Annotated in this window: 18 protein-coding genes; 4 read left to right on the forward strand and 14 right to left on the reverse strand. The window is 71.4% G+C overall.

Features of this window, described 5'->3' with window-relative positions; translation table 11 throughout:
• Window positions 1–113: 113 nt before the first annotated feature.
• Window positions 114–1,403, reverse strand: coding sequence for an IS701 family transposase (locus ACFYM6_RS30565; protein ID WP_387281014.1), 1,290 nt, complete (start codon window positions 1,401–1,403; stop codon window positions 114–116).
• A 243-nt stretch (window positions 1,404–1,646) separates the two neighbouring features.
• Here ACFYM6_RS30565 and ACFYM6_RS30570 point away from each other — a divergent pair, with 243 nt between their 5' ends.
• Complete coding sequence (locus ACFYM6_RS30570; RefSeq protein ID WP_387280932.1) at window positions 1,647–2,048, forward strand: hypothetical protein; 402 nt, start codon at window positions 1,647–1,649, stop codon at window positions 2,046–2,048.
• Window positions 2,048–2,494, forward strand: coding sequence for a hypothetical protein (locus ACFYM6_RS30575; RefSeq protein WP_387280933.1), 447 nt, complete (start codon window positions 2,048–2,050; stop codon window positions 2,492–2,494). Before ACFYM6_RS30570 ends, ACFYM6_RS30575 begins: the two co-directional genes overlap by 1 nt.
• A 70-nt stretch (window positions 2,495–2,564) precedes the next feature.
• Here the strand turns inward: ACFYM6_RS30575 and ACFYM6_RS30580 are convergent, their stop codons facing one another.
• The 5 genes from ACFYM6_RS30580 to ACFYM6_RS30600 all read right to left on the reverse strand — a co-directional run bounded on the left by ACFYM6_RS30580 (window position 2,565) and on the right by ACFYM6_RS30600 (window position 4,483).
• On the reverse strand, window positions 2,565–2,921 hold the full coding sequence (locus ACFYM6_RS30580) for a nuclear transport factor 2 family protein (RefSeq protein ID WP_387280934.1): 357 nt from the start codon (window positions 2,919–2,921) through the stop codon (window positions 2,565–2,567).
• Complete coding sequence (locus ACFYM6_RS30585; protein ID WP_387280935.1) at window positions 2,918–3,382, reverse strand: SRPBCC domain-containing protein; 465 nt, start codon at window positions 3,380–3,382, stop codon at window positions 2,918–2,920. Before ACFYM6_RS30585 ends, ACFYM6_RS30580 begins: the two co-directional genes overlap by 4 nt.
• A complete protein-coding gene (locus ACFYM6_RS30590; RefSeq protein ID WP_357440678.1) occupies window positions 3,379–3,726 on the reverse strand; it encodes a metalloregulator ArsR/SmtB family transcription factor in 348 nt (115 codons plus the stop codon). Before ACFYM6_RS30590 ends, ACFYM6_RS30585 begins: the two co-directional genes overlap by 4 nt.
• 114 nt (window positions 3,727–3,840) lie before the next feature.
• On the reverse strand, window positions 3,841–4,257 hold the full coding sequence (locus tag ACFYM6_RS30595; protein ID WP_387280936.1) for an ASCH domain-containing protein: 417 nt from the start codon (window positions 4,255–4,257) through the stop codon (window positions 3,841–3,843).
• Window positions 4,258–4,345: 88 nt separating this feature from the next.
• On the reverse strand, window positions 4,346–4,483 hold the full coding sequence (locus tag ACFYM6_RS30600; RefSeq protein WP_387280937.1) for a hypothetical protein: 138 nt from the start codon (window positions 4,481–4,483) through the stop codon (window positions 4,346–4,348).
• Window positions 4,484–4,777: 294 nt separating this feature from the next.
• Here ACFYM6_RS30600 and ACFYM6_RS30605 point away from each other — a divergent pair, with 294 nt between their 5' ends.
• Both ACFYM6_RS30605 and ACFYM6_RS30610 read left to right on the forward strand, forming a co-directional pair.
• Entirely contained in the window at window positions 4,778–5,509 is a 732-nt protein-coding gene (locus tag ACFYM6_RS30605) for a hypothetical protein (protein WP_387280938.1), read from the forward strand.
• Window positions 5,510–6,007: 498 nt separating this feature from the next.
• Window positions 6,008–6,811: a DUF998 domain-containing protein gene (locus ACFYM6_RS30610; protein ID WP_387280939.1), complete on the forward strand. Its 804-nt coding sequence runs from the start codon at window positions 6,008–6,010 to the stop codon at window positions 6,809–6,811.
• Between the two features lie 46 nt (window positions 6,812–6,857).
• On the opposite strand, the gene ACFYM6_RS30615 is transcribed toward ACFYM6_RS30610, so the two are convergent.
• The 8 genes from ACFYM6_RS30615 to ACFYM6_RS30650 all read right to left on the reverse strand — a co-directional run bounded on the left by ACFYM6_RS30615 (window position 6,858) and on the right by ACFYM6_RS30650 (window position 14,753).
• Entirely contained in the window at window positions 6,858–7,289 is a 432-nt protein-coding gene (locus tag ACFYM6_RS30615; RefSeq protein ID WP_387280940.1) for an ankyrin repeat domain-containing protein, read from the reverse strand.
• A 78-nt stretch (window positions 7,290–7,367) separates the two neighbouring features.
• Window positions 7,368–8,288: an RNA polymerase sigma-70 factor gene (locus tag ACFYM6_RS30620; protein ID WP_387280942.1), complete on the reverse strand. Its 921-nt coding sequence runs from the start codon at window positions 8,286–8,288 to the stop codon at window positions 7,368–7,370.
• On the reverse strand, window positions 8,285–9,481 hold the full coding sequence (locus ACFYM6_RS30625; RefSeq protein ID WP_387280943.1) for an NAD(P)/FAD-dependent oxidoreductase: 1,197 nt from the start codon (window positions 9,479–9,481) through the stop codon (window positions 8,285–8,287). Before ACFYM6_RS30625 ends, ACFYM6_RS30620 begins: the two co-directional genes overlap by 4 nt.
• Before the next feature lie 139 nt (window positions 9,482–9,620).
• Entirely contained in the window at window positions 9,621–10,247 is a 627-nt protein-coding gene (locus ACFYM6_RS30630) for a response regulator (protein ID WP_387280944.1), read from the reverse strand.
• Entirely contained in the window at window positions 10,244–11,515 is a 1,272-nt protein-coding gene (locus tag ACFYM6_RS30635; RefSeq protein ID WP_387280945.1) for a sensor histidine kinase, read from the reverse strand. Before ACFYM6_RS30635 ends, ACFYM6_RS30630 begins: the two co-directional genes overlap by 4 nt.
• Before the next feature lie 5 nt (window positions 11,516–11,520).
• Entirely contained in the window at window positions 11,521–11,976 is a 456-nt protein-coding gene (locus ACFYM6_RS30640; protein ID WP_387280946.1) for an ABA4-like family protein, read from the reverse strand.
• The gene (locus tag ACFYM6_RS30645) at window positions 11,973–12,899 is read right to left on the reverse strand and encodes a hypothetical protein (RefSeq protein WP_387280947.1); all 927 of its coding nucleotides are present in this window, start codon (window positions 12,897–12,899) and stop codon (window positions 11,973–11,975) included. The genes ACFYM6_RS30640 and ACFYM6_RS30645 overlap by 4 nt, the downstream gene beginning before the upstream one ends.
• A gap of 213 nt (window positions 12,900–13,112) precedes the next feature.
• Complete coding sequence (locus tag ACFYM6_RS30650; protein ID WP_387280948.1) at window positions 13,113–14,753, reverse strand: DUF4127 family protein; 1,641 nt, start codon at window positions 14,751–14,753, stop codon at window positions 13,113–13,115.
• Window position 14,754: the final 1 nt, after the last annotated feature.

Genomic DNA, 14,754 nt, shown 5'->3' on the forward strand with positions numbered 1-14,754 from the left:
CCGTCACCAAGCCCGCTCACGCTGGTTCCACCAACGCACCCGACTCAGCCGCGAATACGCCCTGGTCAACTAACCAATGGCGGCTGCCGTACTAGTACGGCAGCCCGGGTTCGTTATGTAGATGCTGGTTGATGGATCGGTTGGGTGCGGCGGCGGTAGTGGCTGGTCCGGGCGCGTGCTTGGTGTTGGCGCCGCCAGTGTGACCAGGTCAGCCAGTGGCTGATCGGGTGGACGGTGTTGGTGATCAGCTTCGCGAAGAGGTGGCGGATTTCGGGCAGGGTCAACGGGATCACTGTCTGGTCGGCTGCGGGACGGTCGTCGTGTTCGCGGGCGGCGATCACGGTCAGGATGGCCTGGGCGAGCATGACGAGGGTGACGTGTCGGTGCCAGGCGTGCCAGCGGCGTACCTGGGGTTCGTCCAGGCCGATGGTCTTGCCGGTCTGGAAGCAGGTCTCGATGGACCATTGGGTTCCGGCCACCCTGACCAGCACGCGCAGCGGAACTGGCTGGGGTGACCAGCAGCGGTAGAACGCCAGCTCGCCGTCGCTGATCCGGCGGCGGATCAGCAGGGCGTGCTGCCCCGGGGTCTCGTCGGCGGGCGGGGTGATGCTGATCCAGGCCCAGTCGTAGTCGCGGGCGCCTTTCGACCCGGCTCCGGCGGACAGCCGGTTCCACGCCCGGCTCGGCAGGTCGGCGGCGAGCCGGTCGGCGCGGACCGGGCCGTCGACCGGGCGGGCGGTGACCCGGTGGCTCTTCGCCACGGCCAGGACGTAGCCGATCCCGCGGGCTTGCAGGTCGCGGCGGAGCTGCCGATCACCGCCGTAGGCCTCATCCGCGGTGGCCCATGCCGCAGGCACGTTCGCGTCGAGGGCGCGGGTGAGCATCCGCCGGGCCAGGACGAGCTTGGTGGCGAACTCGATATCAGCCGGGATGCCGGCGGCGGCGCACCGATCGGGGTCGTCGGTCCACGCCTTGGGCAGGTAGACCGCCCGGTCGATCAGCGTGTAGCCGCCTGGTGCGGCATAGGCGAGGTAGACCGCGACCTGCGCGTTCTCCACTCTCCCCGCGGTGCCGGTGTACTGCCGCTGCACCCCGACGGTGTGCACGCCCTTCTTCAGGTCACCGGTGTCATCAAGGATCAACACCCCGGCCGGGTCGCCGAACGCGTCGATCACGTAGCCCCGCACGTCGTCACGCACCGTGTCGGCGTCCCAGACCGCCTCGCCCAACAGCCGCTGCATCGCATGCGGCGATGCGTCCCCAGCCTGCTCAGCCACCTGCCAACACGACCGCGTGTCCACATCCGACAGCAGGCCGAGCAGGAACAACCTGGCCTGCCGCCGCGGCTCCACCCGCGAGAACCGGCCCGCGATCCACGCGAACCCGGTGTCGAACTCCGCCAGCCATCCCTCGGCGTCTACGCTGTGCCCAGCGGCCGCCGCACGATCTTCACTTGTCCTCACAAACAGTGCATGATCAACCGGCGGCCGTCTGCATGCCCGCAGACACGCCGACCAGCCCAGGCCAGGCTGAACTCATCGCCGGTCATCTACATAACGAACCCGGGGTGCCGTACTAATCTAGTTCCTGCCTGATCCCGGGCGCTCGTGCTGGTGCTGGAGATCCACTGGCCGTATGCTCCGTGCGTGTCACAGCCAGGGTCCCGTCTCGTCGCGGCGCGGTTGCTCGTGGTCGGGCAGCTGTCGATGGTGGCGCTCTATCTGGCGGGCGTGGTCGTCCCGTACCTGCTGACGTTCACCCTCGAGGGGATCGGTCACTGCTCGACGACCGGATGCCAGGCGCCCGGCGACGTGTTCAGCGGGCCGATGTTGGCGCTGCTGGTTCCCGCCATGATCATCACAATTCTGGGGCCGATGGCTGCGGTCCTCTTGCTGCTGATGTCGTTCACCTCGTTGGCCAGGCGGCGTCGGGAGATGTCCGCCGTGCTGCGGCGGTCGCTGTTCGGGGCGGCCGGGCTCACGTTGGCCTTCTTGGTCTTCACGCTGCTGCCGCCGGGCCGACTGCTGCTGGGCTGGGTGCTGGACTGATGACGAAGGGACTGTGGCGGGCGCAGCTGGCTCTGGTGTGGGCTTTCGGGCTCGCGGTCTTCTTCTTCCTCTTCGCGCTGCTGGGCGGGCCGCACGGCGGAAACAGCAACGGCGTGTACGACATGGTGTACGGACCGCTCCCTGAGGGGGTGTCGGTGCGTGGCTCGCTGGCCTTTCCGCCCGCCTGGTTCACCTTGCTTGCCATGGCGGTGGCCTGGCTGGCCCCGCTCATCGCGGCGTTTCTTTTCTGGCAGGGCCGGCGTGCGCTGAAGGGCGACGGAGAGCAGGGTCTGCGGGACCGGATACAGGCTGGCACCGTCGCTGCCTTCGTCATCGTGGTGTCCTACCTGACGCCGATCGGCTGGACGCTGGTCTACGGGCTGACTCGCTGGACGATCATGAACATCTGGGGCGAGGGACCGGACGCGGCGCGACTGGGGTCTTGAGCGGGCGGCACCTCGCCGACGAAGATTGCCGAGCGCAAGACCCGCAGCTCAACCCATTCTGAACGATCAGTTAAGGCAGCGGGACGACGTAGGAGTCGACGCGGGCGATGAGCCCGCCGCGGAAGGTGAAAAGATCGTTGAAGGCGAAGCGGAACGGCCCATGGTCGACGCTGACGCCGCGGCCCTCGCCTATGGCGACGACGACTCGACCGTCCTCGTAGACACGCTGAACGTCGAGCTCGGGGCTTCCGGTGAACGCCGGATTCTCGATCTCGCCGTCGAACTCTGCCTTGCCGCGGGTGGTCCGGTGGCCGTGGATGACCCACTCGATGTCGTCGGCAAGGGTCGCGAGGATGCGTGGGTGGTCGCTCGCCCGGAATCCGTCGAAGTACTCTGCGACGAGGTCGCGCTGGGTCGTTTGCGTCACGACGTTCTCCGTCCTTGTGTGGGCTCGTGGTGCTGCAGGTGTGCGGCGAGGGCGTCGAGGATCGAGGCGAGCCCGTCGACTGCTTGCGCTGTCCGGAGCTCAGGGGGAAGTCGCCGCTGACGGACCGTGAGGTCCGTGCCATCGCCGGCGGATTGGACGGTGACGGTCGTACGGAGGCCGGTGACGGATTCGTCGAACACCAGTTCGCGCGGTGCGGTGACGCTCACGTAGACGAACCGCAGCCGGCAGGTCCGGCCGTCCGGCGCGCGGGTGTCAAGCGCGAACTCTCCGCCGGGACGCAGATCGACGCTTACCGACTCAGGCGGCACGGTGGCGTGCGAACCTCCCCAGAACGCCGCGATGCTTGCCGGCGAGGTGAAGGCGGCCCAGACACGTTCGGGTTCCGCCTGGAGGTGGCGCTGGGCGATCAGTTCGTCGCCGTGGAGCTCGGCGCTGGTCAACGAGCCGCTCCCTCGTCGGTGAGATGCCGCTCGAGGGCGTCGAGCCGATCGTTCCACGCGCGGCGCTGGTCGTCGATCCACGTGCCGAGCAGCGAAAGCTGATCGACCCTGAGCCGGCAGGGGCGCCTGGTGCCCTCGCGTCGCTGCTCGACCAGGCCGCACCGCCGCAGGACGCCGACGTGGTGGGAGATCGCCTGTGGGGTCAGGTCGAACGGTGCAGCAAGCTCTCCCACCGTGGCATCGCCTCCGGCGAGACGAGTCACCAGGGCGCGACGGACGGGGTCGCCGAGAGCGGCGAAGGCCAAATCCAGGTCCGGACCAGGGGCCACGAGTGCAGGAGCCATGGCCCCACCCTAGTGCAAACCATCATTTGCGCAAGCAACTGTTTGCGGATGTCGCGCCTGCGGGTGCCGTGTGCGGGCTCCCAGCAGCGATGTCGCCGTGCGGTCGTGGCGCGGTCAGAGCGTCGCGACGAGCCGGAACCGCTCCAGCACGGCTGGCGTGTCGTCGTCCACGGTGAATTCTGGATCGCCCAGCCACCCTCGGTAGTCCGTTCCGTGCCAGTAGTCCTCGTGGCCAGCCCGCCAGGCGGCGACCGAGTCGTGCCCCTCGCCCTCGTTTCGGGCGTGGTCAAGGTCGACGTCGCCGAGCCGGCTGACTCTCACCTCGGTCAGTTCGATCACGGCCACCCGGCGACCGGCAGAATCGATCACCGCCGCCCGGGCACCGACGACCGGTAGTGGCTCGCCTTCGATTTCGTAGTCCTGGAGCAGGCCGGTCGTGGTGGTCTTGGTCCCATCGAGCACTGCAGCGACCAGCTTGTCGCGCAGTGGACCAGGGAAGGCGAACTCGAACGTGGGTAGATCTGCCGTCATCGGGCGAGACTAACGAGCGATCCTTGTCGCCAGCGAGCCGAAGTGCACGAACCCGCTCCACTGAGCCGCATGTGCCGCGAAGCGCCCGCTACCCGACGTGCGGCGGCTGCTCGGAAAGCGTTGGGGTCTCCGCCGTGGACAGGGAGAGCCAGAAGAAGCCGTGACCGGCGAGGCCCAGGTCGTATTCGCCGGACTCCCGCACCTTGGGGAACTCGGCGCCGCCCATGGGCTCCCGTGGCCGACGGCCGGCGTGGGAGGACCGGGTCAGCGTCGTCGACGACGCCGGGATTCCGTGCCGAGTGCGGCAACCACGGGTGACCGTGCCCCGTCCAAGCACTGGGACCGGCGGATGGCCGGCACAGCGGAAGGACGGCGAAACGAGATGGGCCGGCGAAGGTTCCTCCTGACGATGGTCGCGGCCGGGGCCCTGCTGGCGGGCTGCGCTGGCGGGGGAGGGGCGGAAAAGTCTCCGCCGCCCGCCCCGCCGCCGGGCACCGGAAGCCCGGGACCAGCGGATCCAGTGGCGTTGCTCGGCAACTGGACGCTGGCCGGGGTCGCCGAGGAGCCGCACGGCATCCTGCGCCTCGCACCCGATCGGATCCAGCTCTTCGGCCGCTGCGGGATCCTGGTCGGTTCCTGGCGGGCCGATGCCGGTGGTCTCTTCGTCGCCGGAATGTTCGGCTCATCCGGAGCGGAGGGCGGCCCTGGCTGCACCAACGCCGAGCCGAACCCGCAGTGGCTGCAGCGGGTCGCCTCCTACCGGCTGGAGGGTGACCGACCGATGCTCCTCGACGCCGACGGCGCGTTCGTGGCCCGGCTGCTACCGGGGGCGACACCGACGCCGGGACCGTACCTGGCGGCGTCCGAGGTGGCGCCACCGGAGATCACCGACGAGGTCCGACGGCAGTTCGCGCCCGCCTCCCCGTTGCCGGCATCCCTGGCTCCCGCCGCCCGGGACCGGCTTGTCGGAAAGTGGCGGCCCGTGTCCGGACCCAGGACGGCGTACGTCGAGTTCAAGGCCGACGGTGAGTGGCGCGGCTCCGACGGCTGCAACGGCCAAGCCGGGCGCTGGGTGGTCGGCTCCGGAGGAGCATTCCTGGCCACCACCGGGCCCAGCACCCTGATCGGCTGCGACGGGGTACCCGTCGGGGCGTGGCTTACTTCGTCCTGGCGGGCCGGACTGGCCGGCGAGACCCTGGTGCTCCTCGACGCCCGGTCCAAGGAGACGGGCCGGTTGCGCCGCGCCGACTGAGCACGCCCGGAGGCCGCGCGGCTGCCAGCGGATCCTGTTCGGCCTGGACGAATTCGGGCTGGGCGATCGGATGGGCCCGATCGGCTACCTCATCGCGGTCGGCTTTGCGGTGGCCGTGAATCCGGTCAGGCTGGCGGCGTAGTTCGTCGGGCAGCGGGTATCCGGCGGAGCGCCTCTGGCCGCCGGCACGGATCGTGCCGTGGCGGCGAGCGGTGCGGACGGGCGTGCTGAGCGATCACCCTGTGCCGTCCTCGATCGGTTGGTTGACGGCGAAGACGATGGCCAGGTGTGCCTCGATCCCCGACACTGCACGAGGCGCGCTCCGGGGGCGCCCTTGTCGGTTGATCCGGCAGGAAGGGGCCCTGTCATCGCCTTCGGGATAGGGAGGGAACCCTTGTCGACGTCTTTGGTGGCGATGCCGCCGGCAGGTTCGCCGAGGTGCGCCGACGGGCGGCGGGGACGCCAGTGGCGGAAGCGGCCCGGGCAGGGGAGGGCCGGATGACCGACGCCCGTCTCTTGCTTCGTGTCGCCAACCGGCTCGGGCGGCTCCTCGGCCTGGCCGCCGCCACGGCGGCGCTGGTGCTGTTCGCCCTGTTGCACGTGCTGGTGACCCGGCTCAGCCCGGTTACGGACACGATCAGCGACTACGCCCTCTCCCCGGACGGCTGGATCTTCGACACAGCGGTTCTGGTGCTGGCCGGCGGCTCGGTGTGCCTGCTCGGTCCGTTGCTGCGGCGGCAGGCCGCCGTGCCGGTGGCCACCGCCTGCTACGCCTGCTGGTGCCTCGGACTGGTGGTGCTGACGGTCTTTCCACGCGACCCGGTGGGGGCACCGACCACCGTGATCGGCGAGATCCACAAATGGGCATCCGTGACCGCCCTGCTCAGCCTGCCGCTCGGCGCGCTGCTGACGGCCCGGCGGCGGCGCGGACCGGGTGCCCGGGTGGTGGCGGTGGCCGCGGCGGTCTGCCTGGTCGCCCTCGTTCCGTTCGTCTCCGCCTACCTGGCGAGTTCGCCGCTGAAGCCGTACCTCGGGCTGATCGAACGGGCCGTCGCGCTGGGCGAGGTCATCCTGCTGCTGTTGCTCGGCACGATTCGCCTGGGCCTGCAGGCAACCGCGCACCTGGCGGCGGGGTCGGCTCCCGGCCTGGTTCAATCCGGCAGTCGATCACCGAGGCGCTCCCTGGATGGGTGGCGCGGCGGGGCGTATCGGGCGGGGGATGTCCAGCTCGGCGGCGCCGTCGACAGCGTCGGCAAGCGAGGTGTGGCTGGGCAGTTCGGCGGCGGGGGGCGCCCCCGGTAGGCCGCTGCGGTGGGGCAGATACTGCCAGTGGCGCTCGGGCTGCTCGCTACGCGCGTGATGTCCGATGGGGTGACGCGCCTGCGGCCACCAGCAGAGCGGCCGTCTCGGTGTGGCCGCCTCGGACGGCCCAGTCGAGCGGCGACAGGCCGCTGCCGTGGTCTTCACGGAGGTTCGGGTCCGCGCCCCGCGCGAGGAGTACGCGTACCACCTCGGTGTGCCCCCACGCCGCGGCACCGGTCAGTGGCGTGCCCTCCTCACCGCGCCCGCTCTCCACGTTCGGGTCCGCGCCGGCTTCCAGGAGGACCCGTACCACCGCGGGCTCGTTGTGCACGGATGCCCGGTACAGGGGCGTCGTACCGTCGCGGTCCGCCGCGTTCGGGTCCGCCCCCGCACGCAGCAGCGTGAGCACAGCGCGGGGGTCGTCGCCCAGCGCCGCCATCAGGCGGGTGGTGAGTTTCTTGCGCTCTCGGACGTTCACCAGCATCAGCGTAGGCGGCTCCAGACCACCCGGGCCCTGCCCGGTCGACCGGGTCGAAGGGGCAGGGCCCGCGCCGGCTCACTGCGTCCCGATGTCGTGCGCGGTGCCGTCGGCGACTGCCCGGAGCTTGTCCGGGTTGGCCACGTTGTGGAGGGCGGTGATGCGGCCGTCGGCGTCGAAATCGAAGGTGACGGTGGCGATCACCCGACCCGGTCCGCTGAACACGATGCCCGGACCGCCGTTGAGCTCGACGATTTCGACGTTCATGTCGGCCGGCTCGACGCCCTGATAGGTGACGGTGCCGATGGCGGCGAACCAGGCGGCCACCGTGGCCGCGCCGACGACCGGGCGGAGGGCCTGGCGGACCTTGCCGCCGCCGTCGGTCCACAGGGTGACATCCGGAGACAGCAACTCCATCAGGGCGTTGATGTCGCCACCGGTCGCGGCGGCGAAGAACCGCTCGGTGACCTCGCGCTGCCGTGACCGGTCCGCCGTGAAGCGCGGCCGCCGCGCACGCACATGGTTACGGGCACGGTGCGCGGCCTGCCGCACCGCGGTCTCGGAGCGCTCCAGGGCCTCCGCGATCTCGGCATGGCTGAAGTCGAAGACCTCCTTCAGCACGAACACCGCGCGCTCGAGCGGGCTCAGTGTTTCCAGCACCACCAGCATCGCCGTCGACACCGACTCGGCGTCCGTGACCACCTCGGCGGTGTCGCCGGTGGTGAGGATCGGTTCGGGCAGCCACGGCCCGACATACGTCTCGCGCTGGTGCCGGGTGGAGCGCAGCCGTTCCAGCGCCAGGTTCGACACGATCCGCGCCAGGTACGCCTTGGGGTCGGCCACCTGCGCGCGGTCGGCGGCCGACCATTTGATCCAGGCGTCCTGGACGGCGTCCTCGGCGTCGGCCGCGGTGCCGAGGATGCGGTACGCCACCGAGAAGAGCAGGTTGCGATGCTGGTGGAAGACCTGCTGGTCGAGGTCCGACGGCGAGTGGGTCACCGTGCCTCCCGGGTGAAGCGGCCGCCATGGGGCCAGAACGCGCCCGAGGCGGGCATCTTCTTCATGCGGCCGTAGGTCGGCCAAGGCGAAGCGGTCACCGTCTCCTTGTACCGTGCCGCCAGGCGGCCGGTCAGACACACCCGCCGGGGGCTGTCGTCGGGGCGGGTGAACTGCACGACTGCATCGTGCCGGCCGAGGCTCACCGGGGTGTGGTAGAAGCCGAACCGGAACGGCTTGGGCTGCTTGCCCGCCAGGGTACGGACGATCGACACCGCCGCGTGCACCCCGGTCGGCATACCACCCTGGCAGGTGCCGTGCATGACGCCGTAGCCCTGACGGATCGCGGCCGCGTCGCCCACGGCGTACACATCCGGGTGTGACACCGACCGCAGCGCGGCGTCGGTGACGACGCGGCCGCGCTCGTCGACGGTCAGCCCGGCGGCGGCCGCCAGCGGTGACACCCGCGTGCCGCTGGTCCACAGGACCACCTCGGCGGCGATGCTCTCCCCGCCGGCCAGCTCGACCGAATCGGGCAGCACCTTCACCACCTCGACCCCGCTGCGCGCCTGGACGCCCAGCCGCTCGAGCGCGGCCTGCAGATACGCCTTCGCCTTCGGGTTCATCGCCGCACCGGGCTCGCCCCGGCCCAGCAGCACGACATTCAGTTCCGGGTGCCGCTCGGCGATCTCCGCGGCCGACTCGACACCGGTCAGCCCGCTGCCACCGACCACCACCGTGCCGCTGCTCAGCTGCGCCAGCCGGGCGGCCAGCAACTCCGCGTCCTGGGCGCTGTTCAAGGTGTACGCGTGGTCCTCGACACCCGGAACCGCCGCCGTGTCGGCCACGCTGCCCAACCCGTACACCAGCGTGTCGTAGTGCAGGACCCGGTCGTCGTCGATCCGCACGACCTTCGCGTCCGCGTCCACCGCCGTCACCCAGCCACGCACGAACTGCGCACCCGTACCGTCCAGCAGCTCCGGGATGCTCAGCTCGGCGACCTGCTGGCCGGTCGCCGTCATGTGCAGCCGCAGCCGTTCGGTGAACCGCTCCTGCGCATTCACCAGGGTCACCTGCACGTCCTCACGCCGCCTGACCCGGGCCGCGAGTTGGACAGCCGCGGCCATGCCCGCGTAGCCCGCGCCCAGGATCAGGACGCGGTGGGTGGTCCTGCCGGCTTCGCGCTGTGTGCTCATCGTTGCGCCTTCCTCCACGTGTTGCTGACGACCAGCAGATGGAAGCTGCCCGCCCGTCCGTGACATGAGGTCCCTGTGATGCGCGGCACAGCGGTCCGCACGCGTGACCGCAACGTCGTGCTCTGGCCGCCCGACCCGGTCACGCGCCGCGGGCGAACAGGGCCAGGCGTACCCGGTTGTCGCTGCCGGTCTTGGTCATGAGGCTGGTGATGTGGGTCTTGACCGTGGTGATGCCGATGTGCAGCCGCTCGGCGATCTCCGTGTTCGACAGGCCCTCGGCGACCAGGTTCAGCACGTCCTGCTCGCGGGCGGTCAGTCCCTCGACCGGCCGCGGTGTGTCGGAGCGGGCGTCGACCGCGCGCCGGACCAGGCGGCGCAGCACCTCCTGGCTGAACGGGCTGTCGCCGGCGGCGGCCTTGCGGACGCCGTCCACCAGGTCGGCGGGGGGTGCGTCCTTGAGCAGGAATCCGCAGGCGCCGGCGGTCAGCGCCGGATAGAGGTGGTCGTCGTCGCCGAACGTGGTCAGCACCAGGATCCGGGTGGCGGGCCGGTCGGCGAGGATGCGGCTGGTCGCGGTGATCCCGTCGACGCCGGGCATGCGCAGGTCCATGACGACGACGTCGGGGATGAGCCGCGCGGCGAGGGACACCGCGTCGCGGCCGTTGTCGGCCTCGCCGACGACCTCGATGTCGGGTTGGGCGTCGCAGAGCATGCGCAGGCCGGCGCGGATGAGGTGCTGGTCGTCGACCAGCAGGACGCGGATCATGCCGGCTCCGTCGTGCGTGGCCCCGCCGGAGCCTCGCGGTCCTGGTCCGACTGGGCCGGCGGGACGGCAGGGGAGGGGGAAGCAGGCGCCAGCGCGATGGCCGGGCCCGGGAGGACGGTACGCACCCGCCAACCCGCACCCGCCGGCCCGGCCTCCAGTTGACCGCCGAGGACCTCGACGCGTTCGCGCATGCCGGTGATGCCGTGGCCGCCGCCGGACGGCATCGCCGCCGGCACCCACCCGCCCCCGTCGTCGGACACCTCCCAGTGCACGGCCTCGTCGACCACGCTGACCGACAGGTGGGCGAGGGCGGACGTGCCGGCGTGCTTTGCCACGTTGGTCAGCGCCTCCTGGGTGAGTCGCAACACCGCCATTCCTCGTACCGCATCCAGCGACCCGACCGCGGGGTCGATGTCGGCCTCGACGGTGACGCCGGCCTGGCGGGCCCGGTCGACCGCCGCGCCGAGGGCCGCCGGCAGCGCCGACGGCTCGATGGCGGTCAGCGCCGCGTCGCCGCGTACGCCGTCGGGGTTGCGCAGGACCGCGACGAGCCGGCGCAGGTCGGCCAGGGCGGCGCTCCCCGTGCCGTGCACGTCGTCGAACACCTCACCGACCCGCGGGTCCAGATCCGTCAGTACGTGCCGGGCCACGCCGACCCGAAGCACCATCGACGCGACGTGGTGCGCGACCACGTCGTGCAGTTCCCGGGCGATGGCGCTGCGTTCGTCGGCGCGGGCGGCACGGCTCTCCGACTCGAGCCGGCGCTGCTCCTCCGCCGCCCGCTCCTGCGCCTGCCGGGTGAGTTCCCGTTGGGCCCGGATGACCAGGCCGAGCAGCAGCGGGACGCCGACCTCCACGAGCAGCCCGACGATGCCGGAGAGGAACCGTGGGAACGGGTCGCCGATCGAATCGGTCAGGTCGACCGCGGCCAGCAGCCCGGCGGCCAGCCAGATGGTCCGCGGCTGCCGTGCCCGCATGGCCAGTTCGAGCAACGCCCAACTGGCGCCTACCTGGTTGATGGTGATGTCGTCGAGCAGACAGATCGCGACGGCCAGCAGCGCGGTCTGCGCCAGCAGGTTGACCAGTGGTCGACGGTGCAACACCAGCGCGACGCCGAACGCGATCCCCGCGAGGATCAACTGCGTGGCCGTCGGCCCGTGGCCTTGCATCGGGGCGCCGAAGACCAGGTAGCCGACGCCGCTCAGGTCGAGCAGCACGATCCGCACGAAGCCGTCGCGCACGTCGAACAGTCGTCCCACCCACCCCACGGCGTTCAGCCTATGCGCTGCGGCTCGGCGGCCGGAATCGCCGCGGGCTGCGGCCACCTGACCCGGGCGGCGAGGTAGGCGGCCAGGCCGAGCGGCCCGAGCAGGATCGTCAGCACCAGCACCGGAGCCATGACCAGCGCCGGCACCCCCCGTTCCCGGCTGTCGAGCCACGCCCACCGGCCGACGAACAGGTCGAACGCGATCATGTGTGCCCAGGCCGCCGCCGCGCCGGTGGCGGTGCCGAGCAGGTCGCGTACGCCGTCCAGGGTCGGGGACGCCACCGCCGGTAGCACGTCCCCGAGCGCCGGGATCACCAGGATCGCGTAGATCAGCAGGGCCGGTGCCACGATCAGCGGTGACCTGATGATCCGGGCGGTCCACGACCAGTGCGGCAGCAGGATCATCAGCGCCCAGAACGGCGCGGCCACCGCGAACGTCAGCTCGAACAGGGTGCCGGTCATGCCGCCAGCACCAGTTCCGCGCGGTGCCGACGGGCCAGGACTGCGCCGGCGGCGGCTGCGGTCGCGACCAGCAGCGCCGCCACGGCGGCCAGGGTGAGCGCGTCCGGCCGCAGCAGCGGCTGCCCGCGCAGGGCCTGCCAGGTGAACAGCATGGTGAGTGCACCGTACGCGCCGCCCGCAACCATCAGCAGCCGCGCCTGGGTGCGCTCGTCCAGTCGCCCGAGGAACCGGCGCAGCAGGATCGCCAGCAGCGGCAGCGCCTGCAACGCGTGCATCCCCACGAAGTGTCCGATCCGCAGGTCCCCGCCGGTGGTGCTCCAGCCGACCAGGGGCAGCCCGGGCCCGCCGTCCGGCACGCCGACGCTGTGCGCCCCGGAGATCCCCTCGATGCCCGAGTCCTGGCTGGGCAGCACCATCGGGATCGCCACCAGCATGCCGAGCAGGGTCAGGCCGAGGCCCAGCCCGACCGCGTACTTGCCGACCCGGTCCGCGATCGGCTGCCGCAGCACCACGATCCCGATGACCAGGTGCGCCACGAACAGCACCATGATCGCGGCACCCATCAGCGAGAACAGGATGCCGTTGAGCGGGGTGGTCCCGTTGAAGTGGCTGGTGGTGCCGCGCAGCACCTGCCCGACGATGATCGCCATCTCCACCACCCCCGTGGCGACGATGACGGTGCCGGCCCACTCCGCGACCCGGCTCCGCCGCGGCAGCAGGGAGAGCATCCAGGCCAGGGTGGTGCCGTACAGCACGAACGACACGGAGAACTTGAACGGCTTGAGCCAGATCGGCACGCCGGTGAGGACCCGCGAGTCGGCGACGATGCCGACCGCGGAGACGAGGGCGAGCACCGCCATCGCCGCGACGAAGAGCATCAGTGGGCGGTGCCAGTGTGCCGCCCGGCGCATCGTGGTTGTCATACCTGCAGATGCTGCTGCGCCGGCCTGCGTACTTCGCCCGACCTGAAGCCCCGGTCGCGGCCGGCGGTCGGAGCCGCTTCCTCCTACCTGGGTAGGAGACGGAACCGTGAGCCCTGGTCCGTGCCGTGCCTGGCGTTCGACGCCGGGACCGTCCCGGTGGCCGGCACGCGGTCGCGCCGGCAGTTCCCCTGCCGGCGCGACCGGATGTGCTGGTCAGGACAGCTGCAGCCGGGGCTCCAGGGTCACCTCGAACAGCCGGTCCCACGGCAGCTCGACCCGGGCCGACTCGAACCGCGCCAGGGTCGCCGTGAACGTCCTCGCGCCCCGCCGGCCCAGCACGACGCGGTGCCCGGCGAAGTGGTCGGCGAAGTACCGCTCGGTCAGCGGCACCAGCCGCTCCCGTACCCAGCCGTCGAAGTAGCTTTTCTGCTGAGGCGTGAGCGCGAGCGGGTCCCAGCCCTGCGCCCGCGCGTGCGCGTACGCCTCGACCTGCACCACGTTCTTCCACGGGTCGTCCTTGACGAACCGGTAGAGCAGATACTCGGCGTGCGCCAGGCCAGGCCCGCGCAGCTCGGGTACGCCGTACCCGCTGTCCGAGGAGCGCAGGTACGCCCAGCGGGCGGTGCCGTGGCCGAGCGCCAGCCCGAGCGCGTTGCCGCCGGTGTTCCACCCCGAGTACGACAGCAGCGCCGCGAGGTCCAGACCGTTCTCCATCCGCGCGACCAGTTCGTGGTCGGCCTTGTTCACGATCAGCGGGTCCACCACGATCACCGGGGTGCCGGCGGCCAGCAGGGCGCCGATCCGCCCGACGAAGGCGTCCAGGTCGGCGGCCCGCTGCCCGGATGCCGCGGACGGGGTGTTCACGGCGAGCACGATGTCCGCGTCGCCGCTGACCACCCGGCCACCCACAGTGGCCACGTGCCGGCGGATGTTCTCCGCGAAGGGGATGCCCTCCAACTGCGCGGTCCAGTCCTCACCCGACACACCGGCGTACTCCACCCGGTAGGTGGGTGCCGTGCCCGCGGCGACCACCCGCGCGACCAGCAGCGCATCGACCTCGTCCGCGCCGGGGAAGATCTCCACCCGGTCGCCGACGCCGAGCCGGGCCACCAACGCCTCCAGCTCCACCCGCTCCGCCCGGGCCAGGCCGACCGGCGCGGTGTCGTCCTCCGACAGCACGAGATGGCTGATCGTGCCGTCGGCGACCCACTCCACCATCAACCGGTTGACCTGGTGGTTGCGGGCCCGCGCGGCAAGGTAGTCCTCGACGACCTGGTCCGGGATCTGCGCCCGGACGGCGTCGAGCCGGGACCGCAGCTCCTCCTGCCCGAGGTTGACCACCTGGTCGTAGAGCTTCGCCCACTCGACCAGCCGGTCGCGGTACTTGTCCAGGTCGGTGCCGGTGCTGGTGATGGCGAGCCGCTGGATGGTGTCGTGCACCTCGATCACCGCCCCCGGCCGCGTCGCGCGCAGGTTCCGGATCGCTGCCAGGTTCTCCAGCGCGGCGGCCAGCGTCGGGGCGGCCGTACGGGACGCGATCAGACCGCCGTAGGCGAGCATGCTGACCGAGATCACGTACCCGTCGACGCCGTCGGCGGCGCCGAGCCAACGGGCGATGCCGGCCCCGTCGCCGGGCGTGAAGAAGCGGCCCAGCAGTTCCCGAGGCGGCAGTAGCACCCGCGCGCCCGCGCTCGCCGCCGTCATCTGCGGGCAGTAGGTGTTGACCGGCCGGTCGTCCAACGGCACCAGCGCCACGGTCAGCTGCCGGTCCGCGGACCCGGCGAACGCCGGCCGCCCGATGGCCGCGGTGGCCAGCCCGACCATGCCGGTGGCCAGGAGGGTACGTCTCTTCACT

The sequence above is a fragment of the Micromonospora sp. NPDC006431 genome (assembly GCF_042870725.1).
In the GTDB taxonomy this organism is placed as follows: Bacteria; Actinomycetota; Actinomycetes; order Mycobacteriales; family Micromonosporaceae; genus Micromonospora.

What these genes read in the sequence shown, in the direction of transcription:
- ACFYM6_RS30575 (WP_387280933.1), top strand. Translation starts at nt 2,048, where the DNA reads ATGACGAAGGGACTGTGGCGGGCGCAGCTGGCTCTGGTGTGGGCTTTC.
- ACFYM6_RS30590 (WP_357440678.1), bottom strand. Translation starts at nt 3,726, where the DNA reads ATGGCTCCTGCACTCGTGGCCCCTGGTCCGGACCTGGATTTGGCCTTC.
- ACFYM6_RS30595 (WP_387280936.1), bottom strand. Translation starts at nt 4,257, where the DNA reads ATGACGGCAGATCTACCCACGTTCGAGTTCGCCTTCCCTGGTCCACTG.
- ACFYM6_RS30600 (WP_387280937.1), bottom strand. Translation starts at nt 4,483, where the DNA reads ATGGGCGGCGCCGAGTTCCCCAAGGTGCGGGAGTCCGGCGAATACGAC.
- ACFYM6_RS30610 (WP_387280939.1), top strand. Translation starts at nt 6,008, where the DNA reads ATGACCGACGCCCGTCTCTTGCTTCGTGTCGCCAACCGGCTCGGGCGG.
- ACFYM6_RS30625 (WP_387280943.1), bottom strand. Translation starts at nt 9,481, where the DNA reads ATGAGCACACAGCGCGAAGCCGGCAGGACCACCCACCGCGTCCTGATC.
- ACFYM6_RS30630 (WP_387280944.1), bottom strand. Translation starts at nt 10,247, where the DNA reads ATGATCCGCGTCCTGCTGGTCGACGACCAGCACCTCATCCGCGCCGGC.
- ACFYM6_RS30640 (WP_387280946.1), bottom strand. Translation starts at nt 11,976, where the DNA reads ATGACCGGCACCCTGTTCGAGCTGACGTTCGCGGTGGCCGCGCCGTTC.
- ACFYM6_RS30645 (WP_387280947.1), bottom strand. Translation starts at nt 12,899, where the DNA reads ATGACAACCACGATGCGCCGGGCGGCACACTGGCACCGCCCACTGATG.